The following is an 11490-nucleotide window of genomic DNA, read 5'->3' on the forward strand; positions in this document are numbered from 1 at the left end:
TGATCACCGTGGACTTCTTCCTCTACTCCAAGTTCGGCCAGATGATCCTGGCCGTCGTGGCGTTCCTCGTCGTCGTCGCCGTCCTCCTCCTGCTGGCCCGCGTGGCCGACCGGATCGCCGGCCGCTCGCGCACCTGGTGGATGGTGCTGCTCTTCGGCGGGCCGGCCCTGGCGCTGCTCGGCGTGGGGCTCATCTACCCGGCGATCCGCACGACGCTCATGTCGTTCATGGACCGCTCCAGCGACGAGTGGGTCGGCCTCGCCAACTACGAGTGGGTGTTCACCAACCCCGACTCGCTGCAGTCGTTCATCAACACCTTCTTCTGGGTGGCGCTCGTGCCGACCGTGGCCACCGGTGTGGGCCTGCTCTACGCGATCATCATCGACCAGTCGCGCTTCGAGAAGGTCGCCAAGACGCTGCTCTTCCTGCCGATGGCGATCTCCTTCGTGGGCGCCGGCATCATCTGGAAGTTCGTCTACGAGTACCGGGGCGCGGCGCAGGAGCAGATCGGCCTCCTCAACGCCATCATCACCACGCTCGGGTTCGAGCCCGTGCGGTTCCTCCAGGACGCGCCCTGGAACACGTTCTTCCTCATCGCGGTGATGATCTGGATCCAGGCCGGTTTCGCCATGGTCCTGCTCTCCGCGGCCATCAAGGCGATCCCGGCGGATATCGTCGAGGCGGCCCGTCTCGACGGCGTCGGCGCCTGGCAGATGTTCCGCAACATCACCGTGCCGAGCATCCGTCCCACGCTCGTCGTCGTCGTCACGACGATCACCATCGCCACGCTGAAGATCTTCGACATCCCGCGGACGATGACCGGCGCCCGGTTCGACACCCAGGTGCTGGCCAACATGATGTACGACCAGTCCTTCACCTTCGGCAACGCGGGAACGGGCTCGGCCCTCGCCGTCGTCATCTTCGTGCTGGTCATCCCCATCGTCGTCTTCAACATCCGACAGATGATCAAGAACCGGGAGGTGCGAGGAGCATGAGTGCTGCTGCCGTCGAGCCCGCCGTGGCCGACATCGCCGCCGACCAGGCCCGCGTGACCAAGGCCCCGCGTCCGTCCACGTCCTCGCGGGCGCGGGCGATGCTCACCTCCCGGGTGGGGTCCGCCGTCGCCATCGTCATCGCGCTGCTGTGGACGGTGCCGATCATCGGGATGTTCCTCAGCTCCCTGCGCCCGGAGTCGGAGATCCGCACCTCCGGGTGGTGGACCTTCTTCCTCAACCCGGCGGTCACGCTGGAGAACTACCAGGAGGTGCTCTTCGGGCGGGCCTCCTCCGGCGCGCTGGCGAACTTCTTCGTCAACTCCGTGGTCATCACCGTGCCGGCGACGCTCATCCCGCTCGTCGTCGCCACGATGGCCGCCTACGCCTTCTCCGTGCTGCAGTGGCGGGGGCGCGACACCGTGTTCATCCTCGTGTTCGCCCTGCAGATCGTCCCGCTGCAGATGGCCCTGATCCCGCTCCTGCGGATCTTCTCCGGCTCCGCGGTGGGCGAGGCATTCCCCTACCTCGGTGTGTGGGTGGCGCACGCGTGCTTCGCCATGCCGCTCGCGACGTTCCTCCTGCACAACTTCATGTCGGAGATCCCGCGGGAGCTCATCGAGGCGGCCCGCGTCGACGGCGCCGGGCACGTGACGGTGTTCCTGCGGGTCATGCTCCCGCTGCTCGTCCCGGCGATCGCGAGCTTCGCGATCTTCCAGTTCCTGTGGGTGTGGAACGACCTCCTCGTCGGCCTGACGTTCACCGGCGGGAACAACGCCGTGCAGCCGCTCACGGCCCGCCTGGCGGAGATGGCCGGCTCGCGTGGCCAGGACTGGCACCTGCTCACCGCCGGTGCCTTCGTCTCGATCATCGTGCCGATCATCGTGTTCCTGTCCCTGCAGAAGTACTTCGTCCGCGGCCTGCTCGCGGGCTCCGTCAAGGGTTAGGCATCCGTCGCCCGCCGGCGGCCGGCCCCTTCGCGGGGGTCCGGCCGTCGGCGGTGTCGTGTGGGGGCGGGCGCGCGACGATAGCCTCAGCCCAGGACCGATCGAGGAGAACTGATGACCTGGCTGGGCTCACGCACGCACGCAGAGTGGCTGACCGCGGAGACGGACGCCCTCCTTGCGTTCGCCCGCTCCTCTCGGGTGCCGAACGGCTTCGGGTACCTCGACGCGGACGGTGCCGTCGACCCGGGCCAGCCCGCCGAGCTGTGGGTGACCGCCCGGATGACCCACAGCTTCGCGCTCGGCACCATGCTGGGTCGCCCGGGCTACGGGCCGCTCGCCGACCACGGCGTCGCCGCCCTGCGGGGGGCCTTCGCCGACGGCGAGCACGGGGGCTGGTTCTCCGCCGTCGCCCTGGAGGGGGACGGCGTCCCCGACGACACCAAGGCGGCCTACGCGCACGGGTTCGTCATCCTCGCCGGCGCCTCCGCCGCCGCGGCGGGCCGTCCGGGGGGCCGTGCGCTCCTCGACGAGGCCCTCGCGGTGAGCGAGCGCTTCTTCTGGCGTGACGACGAGGGCATGGCCGTGGAGTCCTGGGACCGCGCGTTCGGCGTCTGCGAGGACTACCGCGGCGTCAACGCGAACATGCACACGGTCGAGGCGTACCTCGCGGCCGCCGACGTCACGGGCGACGACGTCTGGCTCGACCGCGCCGTGCGGATCACCCGGCGCGTCCTCGACGACTTCGCCCGCGCCAACGACTGGCGGATCCCCGAGCACTTCAGCGCCGACTGGGAGCCGCTGCTCGACTACAACCGCGACGAGCCGGCGCACCCGTTCCGGCCCTACGGCGCCACCGTCGGCCACTCCCTGGAGTGGGCGCGGCTGGTCCTCCACGCCCGCGAGGCGCTGCGCCGTCGGGGCCTCGACGCCGAGACGTGGATGCTCGAGGCGGCGCGGGAGCTCTTCGACCGCGCTGTGGCCGACGGCTGGGCGGTCGACGGCGCCGACGGGTTCGTCTACACCGTCGACTTCGCCGGGGAGCCCGTGGTGCGCGAGCGCATGCACTGGGTGGTCTGCGAGGGCATCGGCGCCGCCGCCGCCCTCGAGGCGGTCACCGGGGAGGTGCGCTACGAGGAGCGGTACCGCCAGTGGTGGGACTACGCCGCCGAGCACCTCATCGAGGCGCCGGGGCGCTGGCGCCACGAGCTGAGCGCGGAGAACGGCCCGAGCGCGGGCACGTGGTCGGGCAAGCCGGACATCTACCACGCGCTCCAGGCGACGCTCATCCCGCGCCTGCCGCTGGCGCCGGCGCTCGCTCCGGCCGTGGCGGCCGGGCTGGTCGACAACCGCCACCCGATGCCGTAGCCGGTTCTCGTGGGACGCTCGGCGCCGCCGGCGGTGTGCCGGCGACGCAGAGCGTCCCGTGCGCCGGGCGGGGTCAGCTCGCCGCGCCGCCCGCCTGCCGGTCGGCGTTGGCGTGGATGGCGTCGCGGACGTACTGGGCGAGGCCCGGGTGGATGTCCTCGTACGTCTTCGTGAACCGCTCGTCGGCGATGTACATGTCCCCGAGGCAGCGGTGGAACTCCGGCGTGATGTCGTAGAACCGCTCGTGGATCTGCACGCGCGCGCGCTCGGCGGCGTCCATGGCGGCGTCGCTGGACGCCGGCAGCCCCGCCTCCAGGGCCGCGACGTACGCCGCGTTGATCGCCCCGGTCTCCGCGGCGATCTCCTCCCAGTCCGCCTTGGTGTACTGCGCGGTGCGCCCCTGGGACTGCTGCCACGCCTCCGTGTCGCCCCAGCGGTCCTGTGCCTCGACGGCGTACTCGTCCTTGAAACCGTCGCCGAAGAGCTCCTTCTGCTCCTCGGGCGTGAGGTTGATGCCGTTCATCTGCTGCTCCAGTGCTCGATCGATGGCCGTGACGAGGTCCTGCATCTCGTCCAACCGGGACATGACCGCCGCCTTCTGGCGCCGTAGGTGCTCGACGACGGCGTCGCGCTGGGCGCCACCGTCGAGCAGCTCCGCGATGGCCTCGAGCGGGAACCCGAGGCGCCGGTACACCACGACGTGCTGGAGACGGGTGAGGTCCGTGTCCGTGTAGAGGCGGTACCCCGCGGCGCTGCGCTCGGTCGGGCTGAGCACGCCGATCTCGTCGTAGTGGTGCAACGTACGCACCGTGACGTCGAAACGCTCGGCGACCTGGCCCACCGTGAGCACTGTCAGCTCCTTCGTTGCGGTCATGGACCCACCGTGGTGCCTCACGCGACGTGAGGGTCAAGCGGACAGGTCAGGGGAGCAGCAGGACCTTGCCGAAGACGGCGCCGGAGTCCATGAGCTCGTGCGCCTGGGCGGCCTGGTCCAGGGGGAGGCGGGCGTGGACGACGGGGCCCACGGTCCCGTCGGCGATGAGCGGCCACGCGCGTTCGCACACGTCGGCGACGATGGCGGCCTTCTCCGTGAGGGAGCGGGCGCGCAGCGTGGTGGCGTGGACGCTCGCCCGTCGGGCGAGGAGGGCACCGACGTCGAGCTCGCCGCGCCGGCCCTGCTGGGTGCCGATGATGACGAGCCGGCCGCCGGTGGCGAGCATCGCGACGTTCCTCCCCAGGGCCCCGCCGCCGAGGACGTCGAGGATGACGTCGACGCCGCGGCCCTCGGTGAGCGCGCGGACCCGCTCGACGACGTCCTCGGCGCGGTGGTCGATGGCCGCCTCCGCGCCCAGCTCCTCGCAGCGGGCGCAGCGCTCGGGCCCACCCGCCGTGGTGAGGACCCGCACGCCCGCGGCGGCGGCGAGCTGGATCGCCATGGACCCGACGCCGCCGGACCCGCCGTGGACGAGGAGCGACTGGCCGGGACGCAGGTGGGCGACGTGGACGAGGTTCGACCACACCGTGCACACGGCCTCGGGCAGCGCCGCGGCGTCGACCAGGTCGATCCCGGCCGGCACCGGGAGGAGCTGGCCGGCCGGTACGGCGACCAGCTCGGCGTACCCGCCGCCGGCGAGCAGGGCGGCGACCTCGTCACCCACCTGCCAGCCCTCGACGTCGTCACCGAGGGCGACGACCGTCCCCGAGCACTCGAGGCCGATGACCGGCGAGGCACCGGGCGGCGGCGGGTAGTGGCCGGCGCGCTGGAGCAGGTCGGCGCGGTTCACCCCGGCGGCGGCCACGCGGACGAGGACCTCACCCGGCCCGGGAACCGGGTCGGGCAGGTCGGTGAGGGTCAGGGATCCGTCGACGACGTCGATCGCGCGCACGTCGTCGATCGTAGGACGGGGTCCCGGACGCCGCCGGGCCGGGGCGCCCGGGCGGGCCGGTGGTGCCCGGGGCGGCTCGTGGTACCGGGGCGGCGCTATGGGTCCGGGGGGCGCCGTCCGGCCCCACGTGCCGCCCTAGACTGGCCCGCGACCCCGTGGGCGCGCCTGCGGGGCCGGGAGGGCTGACAGAGCGGCCGAATGTGACGGTCTTGAAAACCGTTGTGCGGTAACCCCGCACCAAGGGTTCGAATCCCTTGCCCTCCGCCGCGTGCGCCGCACCACGCACCGCGCCGGGGCACCCCATGGGCACCCCGGCGCGGCGGTCGTCAGGTCGAGCGTCGGGTCGACCGGGTCAGCGCTCGACCGCCTCCACCACGGGGAACAGCCGGCGCAGGACGTCGGACATCGTGATCACCCCGACCACCCGGTCGCCGTCGCGGACGACGGCGAGGTGGTTGCGGCTCTCCCGCATGTGCGCCAGCGCCGTGTACGCCGTCGTCGTCGGCGCGAGCGTGAACACCGGGCGCGCGAGGTCGGCGACCCCCGCCGTCGCGGGACGGGTGAGGGTGTCCCGGACGTGGACGACCCCCTGGATGCCCCGGGTGTCCCCGAGGAGGATCCGCAGGTGGCCGCTGCGCCGCGCCGTCTCCTGGACCTCGGCCACCGTCGCGCTCAGCGGCACGGCCGTGAGGCGCGCCCCCGGCCGGACCAGGTCCGCCACCGTGAGCCGCTCGAGGTCGAGGGCCACGGACAGCTGCCGGGAGTAGCTCGCGTCCAGCGCGCCGACGTTCGCCGAGTGCTCGACGAGGTGACGAAGGTCGTCGGAGGTCTGGCCCGCGGCGACCTCGTCGCTCGGCTCGACCCCCACGCGGCGCAGGCACCAGTTCGCCGTGGCGTTGAGGCCGCGCAGGACCGGGCGGAACGCCCACATGAAGCCCCGCATCGGCAGGGCGAGGAGCGTGGCGGACTTCTCCGGGTGGGCGATCGCCCACGACTTCGGGGCCATCTCACCGACGACGAGGTGCAGGAACGTCACGATGATGAGCGCCAGCACGAAGCCGACGACGTCCGCCGTCAGCTCGGGCATGCCCCAGGAGGCGAACAGCGGGGTGAGCCAGTGGTGCACGGCCGGCTTGGTGATGGCACCGAGCGCGAGCGTGCACACCGTGATGCCGAGCTGGGAGCCGGCGAGGAGCAGCGTGAGCTCGGAGGAGCTGCGCAGCGCCGCCCGCGCCGCCCGGCTCCTCGTCGCCGCGTCCTCCAGGCGGTGGCGCTTGGCGGAGATGAGGGCGAACTCGATGGCGACGAAGAACGCGCTGAGCGTGATGAGGGCGATGGTGACGAGGACGACGGTGAGGTTGCTCATCGCTCCTCACCCCCGTCGACGTCGTCGGTCTCGACGAGGCTGACGCGCACCATGGACGGCACGTGATGGTCGATCTCCACGATGACGGCCTCCAGCAGGCGCCGGACCGGTCGGTCGAGGAGCTCGCCCGGGTCGGGCGGCAGCTCCACCATGAGTCGCTCGCCGACCTCGGGAAGCTCCCCGTGGACGGCGATGACCAGTCCCGCGATCGTCTCGTAGTCGCCGCGGGGGAGGGTGTAGCCGATCGCCCGCTCGGCCTCGTCGATGTGGACGTCACCCGCCATGTTCCAGATCCCGTCGTCGTCCGGCTCGAGGATCGGCAGGGCGTCGTCGTGCTCGTCGGTGATCTCCCCGACGAGCTCCTCGGCGATGTCCTCCGTGGTGAGCACGCCGGCGAAGCCGCCGTACTCGTCGACGACGCACGCGAGCTGGTTCTTGCTCTGGTCGAGCTCGCGCAGGGCGTCGGGGAGGCTCATGAGGGTCGGGAGGATGAGCGCGTCGCGGACGAGCGTGCTCACGGGGGTGTCGAGCGGCGCGGTCGAGCCCAGCACCTCGACCAGGTGGACGACGCCGAGGATGTCGTCGTCGTCCGCACCGAGCACGGGGTAGCGCGAGTGCCCCTCGCACATGAGCGCGCGGACCTCCCCGAGGGTGTCGTCCGCCCGGACGACGTCGACGCGCGCCCGGGGGATCATCGCGTGCTCGACGTCGCGCTTGGGGAAGTCGAGGATGCGGTCCAGCAGCATGGACAGCTCCGCGGGCAGGTCTCCGCTCTCCCGGGAGTCCGCGACGATGTGCTCGAGGTCGCGGGCCGTCGCCGAGTGCTCGACGTCGTGGACCGGCTCGATGCGCAGGGCGCGCAGCAGGGTGTTGGAGGCCTGGTCGAAGACCCAGACCAGCCAGCCGAAGAGCTTGAGGTAGAGCAGCGTCGAGCGGGAGAGCCAGCGCGCGACGGGCTCGGGGCGGGCGATGGCGAGGTTCTTGGGGAACAGCTCGCCGAACACCATCTGGACGACGGTGGACAGCACGAGGGCGAGGACCGTGCCGACGGCGATCCCGACGCCGACCGGCACGCCGGCGACGCCGAGGAGCTCGCCGAGCGACTCGCCGATGAGCGGCTCGGCCACGTAGCCGACGAGCAGGCCGGTGACGGTGATGCCGAGCTGGGCTCCGGAGAGCATGAAGGACGTGCGCTTGGTGACGCGCAGCGTCCGCTCGGCCACGACGTCGCCGGCGGCGGCGCGTGCGTTGAGACGCGACCGGTCGACCGCCATGTAGGCGAACTCCTGCGCGACGAAGTAGCCGGTGACCGCCGTGATGGCGACGACGACGAGGATGCCGAGGAGCAGGGTGAGCACGGTCATCGCTGGCCCACCACCCCGGCGTGACTCTCACGGGCGGTGGGCAGGTCTATATGGTCGGGGTCCATGACTCTCTCGCGTTGAACGTCGGGGGAGTTCTATTGAACCTCACGCGGGGACGTGGTGGGCGCACGCGTACCTGCGGTGGACGAGCCCCCCGCATGGATGGTCCTGTGGCACGGCCCGGTTCGCCGGGCAGGATGGGTCAGGTGCATGACGACCTCGGTTCCCCGCTCCTCGTGCGCCAGTCGGCGGCTGTGCTCCGACTGGGCGCCCTGCTCCTGTCGGCGGGGGCGGGGTCCTACCGGGTCAAGGACTCCATGCGCCGGGTCGCCGAGGCGGTCGGCCTGCGGGAGCACCGCGCGCAGGTGACGCTCACCGAGATCACCACGACGGCCCGGGACGAGGAGCACTTCCGCACCGAGGTCATCGAGCAGCGGGCGATCGGGGTCAACGCCGACCGGCTCGACCGGATCGCCGAGTACGTCGACGGCCTGCGTCCCGGCACTGCCGTGGCCGACGTCGAGGCGGAGGTCGACCGGATCGGCCAGCGCCCGCTGCTCTACGGGCCGGCGGTCAACGCGCTGGCCGTCGCGCTGGCGTGCGCCGCGTTCGCGTTCCTCAACGGCGGTGGCGTGGTTGTCTGCGCGGCGGTGCTCGCCGCCGCGGGCCTCGGGCAGCTGGTCCGGCGGCGGATGCAGCACGCCCGGCTCAACCAGTTCGCCGTGACCGCCCTCGCGGCGGCCCTGGCGAGCGCCGTCTACGTCGGCGTGGTGCTCGGTCTGGAGCGCCTCGGGTACGCCGACCCGGCCCACGAGGCGGGCTTCATCTCGGCGGTCCTCTTCCTCGTCCCGGGGTTCCCGCTGGTGACGGCGGTGCTCGACCTCGTCCGGATGGACTTCTCCGCCGGGATCGCCCGCGCCGCCTACGCCACCCTCATCCTGCTGTCGGCGGGGATGAGTGTGTGGGCCGTGTCCTTGTTCGGCGCGCTGGAGCTGGAGCTGGAGACCGGGAGTGCCGCCGGCGGGGCGCTGGGCGTGGCGCTGCGGATGCTGGCGAGCGCCGTCGCCGCCGCGGGGTTCGCCATCCTCTTCAACTCACCGCTGCGCGTGGCCGCCATCGCCGCCGTCATCGGGGCCCTGGCCAACCCCGGGCGCCTGCTTCTCCTCGACGCCGGCATGGCACCCCAGGCCGCCGCGGGCCTCGCCGCGCTGGCGATCGGCCTGCTGGCCGCGGTCGCCTCGACGCGGGCCCACTTCTCGCGGGTGACGCTCTCCGTGCCGGCCGTCGTCATCATGGTCCCCGGAGTGTCCGTGTACCGCTCGCTCGTCCACCTCAACGAGGGGGAGATCGCCGAGGCGCTCAACAGCGGGGTCGAGGCGACGTTCGTCATCATGGCGCTCGGCGTCGGCCTGGCGATGGCGCGGATCCTCACCGACCGGAACTGGGCGTTCGACCGGTGAGGCGCGGCACTCGCTGAGAGGGGCTGCCCCCGGTCGCCCGGCCTGGGCCCGGCGGTAGGGTCGAAGGCCAGTTCCGGAGTCTCACGGAGGTCAGGCATGCCCCAGCACGTGCACGGTGTCATCTCGCGAGCCAAGGACGCGCCCGTCGAGCTCACGACCATCGTCGTCCCGGACCCCGGTCCCGGCGAGGCGGTCGTCAAGATCCAGGCCTGCGGGGTCTGCCAGACCGACCACCACTACGTCGCGGGCGGCGTGGGTGACGACTTCCCCTACCTCCTCGGGCACGAGGCCGCGGGCGTCGTCGAGGCCGTCGGCCCCGGCGTCACCGAGGTTGCGCCCGGCGACTACGTCGTCCTCAACTGGCGAGCCGTGTGCGGGCAGTGCCGCGCCTGCGCCAAGGGCAAGCCCTGGTACTGCTTCAACACGCACAACGCGACGCAGAAGATGACCCTCCTCGACGGCACGGAGCTGAGCCCGGCGCTGGGGATCGGCGCCTTCGCGGAGAAGACGCTCGTCGCCGCGGGGCAGTGCACCAAGGTGGACCCGGCCGTGCCGCCGCAGGTCGCCGGCCTCGTCGGCTGCGGCGTCATGGCGGGCATCGGCGCGGCGATCAACACCGGTGAGGTCACCCGCGGCGAGTCCGTCGCCGTCATCGGCTGCGGCGGAGTGGGCGACGCGGCCATCGCGGGCGCCGCCCTCGCCGGCGCGACGACGGTCATCGCCGTCGACGTCGAGGACCGCAAGCTCGAGTGGGCGAAGAAGTTCGGCGCCACGCACACCATCAACTCCCGCGAGACGGACCCGGTGGCGCGCATCCGCGAGCTCACCGGCGGCTTCGGGGCGGACCTCGTCATCGACGCCGCGGGCCTCGCCCAGACCTACCGGCAGGCGTTCGAGGCGCGCGACCTCGCCGGCCGGGTCGTCCTCGTCGGCGTGCCGGCCCCCGGCACCGAGATCACCCTGCCCCTCGACGAGGTCTTCGGGCGCGGCGGGTCGCTGAAGTCCGCCTGGTACGGCGACTGCCTGCCGAGCCGTGACTTCCCCATGCTCGTCGACCTGTACCTCCAGGGCCGGCTCAACCTCGACGACTTCGTCAGCGAGACGGTCGGGCTCGGCGACGTCGAGGAGGCCTTCGCCAAGATGCTGCGGGGCGACGTCCTGCGGTCCGTCGTCGTCCTCGCGGACGCCTGAGCGCCACGCAACGGAAAAGAGGAGACGGATGAACGCGCGGATCGAGAAGACGGTGACGTCCGGGACGTTCTCGCTCGACGGCGGGACGTGGGACGTCGACAACAACGTGTGGGTGGTCGGTGACGACGAGGAGTGCGTCGTCATCGACGCGCCGCACGACGCCGCGGCGATCGCCGCGCTCGTCGGGGGGCGGCGGGTCGTCGGGATCCTCCTCACCCACGCCCACGACGACCACATCGACGCCCTCGGCGCGCTCCAGGAGCTCGTCGACGCTCCCGCGTACCTCCACCCGGAGGACCTGGTCCTCTGGGAGAGGGTCTACCCCGGCACCCGGCCCGTGCGGGAGGTGGCCGACGGCGATGTCATCACCGTCGCCGGGATCGAGATCCACGCGCTCCACACCCCCGGGCATAGCCCCGGAGCGGTCTGCTACTACGCGCCCGCCCTCGGCGCGCTCTTCTCGGGCGACACGCTCTTCAGCGGTGGCCCGGGCGCGACCGGACGGTCCTACAGCGACTTCCCCACCATCGTGGAGTCGATCCGCACGACGCTCCTCACGCTCCCCCCGACGACGGCGGTCCACACGGGCCACGGGGACAGCACGACGATCGGCAACGAGGCCCCGCACGTGCAGGAGTGGATCGACCGAGGGCACTAGGCAGGACGGCGCCCGTCCGCACGGACACCCGTGTGGACTGGCGCCCCACCCGCTCACCCGCGGCGCCCCAAGGGGCCGGCCCGCGTCGGCGCGTATCGGAGCGCGCCCGCGCCGCTCCCTCGAGGCGACTCGTCGAGCCGCCCCGTCGAGGCGACCCGCCGGGCCCGGTGCCTGGCGACCCCGCCCGAGGGACGAGAAAAAGGGCTCCCGGAGGTCACCGGTCGCGGCTACGGTGATATCGTCCCCGTGGACGTGTGACAG

Annotated in this window: 10 protein-coding genes and 1 tRNA gene; 7 read left to right on the forward strand and 4 right to left on the reverse strand. The window is 72.3% G+C overall.

Annotation, left to right across the window (positions count from 1 at the left end):
- The first annotated feature begins 41 nt into the window (after positions 1-41).
- From EBO36_RS00580 to EBO36_RS00590, 3 genes are all read left to right on the forward strand, one after another.
- Positions 42-995: a carbohydrate ABC transporter permease gene (locus EBO36_RS00580; protein ID WP_122825352.1), complete on the forward strand. Its 954-nt coding sequence runs from the start codon at positions 42-44 to the stop codon at positions 993-995.
- Positions 992-1939, forward strand: a complete 948-nt coding sequence (locus EBO36_RS00585) for a carbohydrate ABC transporter permease (RefSeq protein ID WP_122822898.1) — start codon at positions 992-994, stop codon at positions 1937-1939. Before EBO36_RS00580 ends, EBO36_RS00585 begins: the two co-directional genes overlap by 4 nt.
- 114 nt (positions 1940-2053) lie before the next feature.
- Positions 2054-3304 carry an AGE family epimerase/isomerase gene (locus EBO36_RS00590; RefSeq protein ID WP_122822899.1) on the forward strand — a complete coding sequence of 417 codons (1251 nt, stop codon included), beginning with the start codon at positions 2054-2056 and terminating at the stop codon, positions 3302-3304.
- A 73-nt stretch (positions 3305-3377) separates the two neighbouring features.
- Here EBO36_RS00590 and EBO36_RS00595 read toward each other — a convergent pair whose 3' ends face one another.
- A complete protein-coding gene (locus tag EBO36_RS00595; RefSeq protein ID WP_122822900.1) occupies positions 3378-4178 on the reverse strand; it encodes a MerR family transcriptional regulator in 801 nt (266 codons plus the stop codon).
- Positions 4179-4224: 46 nt separating this feature from the next.
- Positions 4225-5190, reverse strand: coding sequence for an NAD(P)H-quinone oxidoreductase (locus EBO36_RS00600; RefSeq protein WP_122822901.1), 966 nt, complete (start codon positions 5188-5190; stop codon positions 4225-4227).
- Positions 5191-5366: 176 nt separating this feature from the next.
- On the opposite strand from EBO36_RS00600, the gene EBO36_RS00605 reads away from it, so the two are divergent.
- Positions 5367-5454, forward strand: a tRNA-Ser gene (locus EBO36_RS00605).
- Between the two features lie 88 nt (positions 5455-5542).
- On the opposite strand, the gene EBO36_RS00610 is transcribed toward EBO36_RS00605, so the two are convergent.
- Complete coding sequence (locus EBO36_RS00610) at positions 5543-6556, reverse strand: hemolysin family protein (protein ID WP_122822902.1); 1014 nt, start codon at positions 6554-6556, stop codon at positions 5543-5545.
- Positions 6553-7920, reverse strand: a complete 1368-nt coding sequence (locus EBO36_RS00615) for a hemolysin family protein (protein ID WP_122822903.1) — start codon at positions 7918-7920, stop codon at positions 6553-6555. The genes EBO36_RS00610 and EBO36_RS00615 overlap by 4 nt, the downstream gene beginning before the upstream one ends.
- Positions 7921-8126: 206 nt before the next feature.
- Here EBO36_RS00615 and EBO36_RS00620 point away from each other — a divergent pair, with 206 nt between their 5' ends.
- The 3 genes from EBO36_RS00620 (at position 8127) to EBO36_RS00630 (ending at position 11229) form a co-directional block, all read left to right on the forward strand.
- Positions 8127-9380 (forward strand): threonine/serine exporter family protein, encoded by a 1254-nt coding sequence (locus tag EBO36_RS00620; protein ID WP_241237099.1) that lies wholly within the window; start codon positions 8127-8129, stop codon positions 9378-9380.
- Between the two features lie 96 nt (positions 9381-9476).
- A complete protein-coding gene (locus tag EBO36_RS00625; protein WP_122822905.1) occupies positions 9477-10571 on the forward strand; it encodes an S-(hydroxymethyl)mycothiol dehydrogenase in 1095 nt (364 codons plus the stop codon).
- A 28-nt stretch (positions 10572-10599) separates the two neighbouring features.
- Positions 10600-11229 carry an MBL fold metallo-hydrolase gene (locus tag EBO36_RS00630; RefSeq protein ID WP_122822906.1) on the forward strand — a complete coding sequence of 210 codons (630 nt, stop codon included), beginning with the start codon at positions 10600-10602 and terminating at the stop codon, positions 11227-11229.
- The last annotated feature ends 261 nt before the right edge of the window (positions 11230-11490 follow it).

This window comes from Georgenia faecalis (assembly GCF_003710105.1).
GTDB classification, from domain to species: domain Bacteria; phylum Actinomycetota; class Actinomycetes; order Actinomycetales; family Actinomycetaceae; genus Georgenia_A; species Georgenia_A faecalis.

Coding starts and splice junctions, on each gene's coding strand:
- EBO36_RS00590 (WP_122822899.1), top strand. CDS start 2,054: ATGACCTGGCTGGGCTCACGCACGCACGCAGAGTGGCTGACCGCGGAG.
- EBO36_RS00610 (WP_122822902.1), bottom strand. CDS start 6,556: ATGAGCAACCTCACCGTCGTCCTCGTCACCATCGCCCTCATCACGCTC.
- EBO36_RS00615 (WP_122822903.1), bottom strand. CDS start 7,920: ATGACCGTGCTCACCCTGCTCCTCGGCATCCTCGTCGTCGTCGCCATC.
- EBO36_RS00630 (WP_122822906.1), top strand. CDS start 10,600: ATGAACGCGCGGATCGAGAAGACGGTGACGTCCGGGACGTTCTCGCTC.
- EBO36_RS00625 (WP_122822905.1), top strand. CDS start 9,477: ATGCCCCAGCACGTGCACGGTGTCATCTCGCGAGCCAAGGACGCGCCC.
- EBO36_RS00595 (WP_122822900.1), bottom strand. CDS start 4,178: ATGACCGCAACGAAGGAGCTGACAGTGCTCACGGTGGGCCAGGTCGCC.
- EBO36_RS00580 (WP_122825352.1), top strand. CDS start 42: ATGATCCTGGCCGTCGTGGCGTTCCTCGTCGTCGTCGCCGTCCTCCTC.
- EBO36_RS00585 (WP_122822898.1), top strand. CDS start 992: ATGAGTGCTGCTGCCGTCGAGCCCGCCGTGGCCGACATCGCCGCCGAC.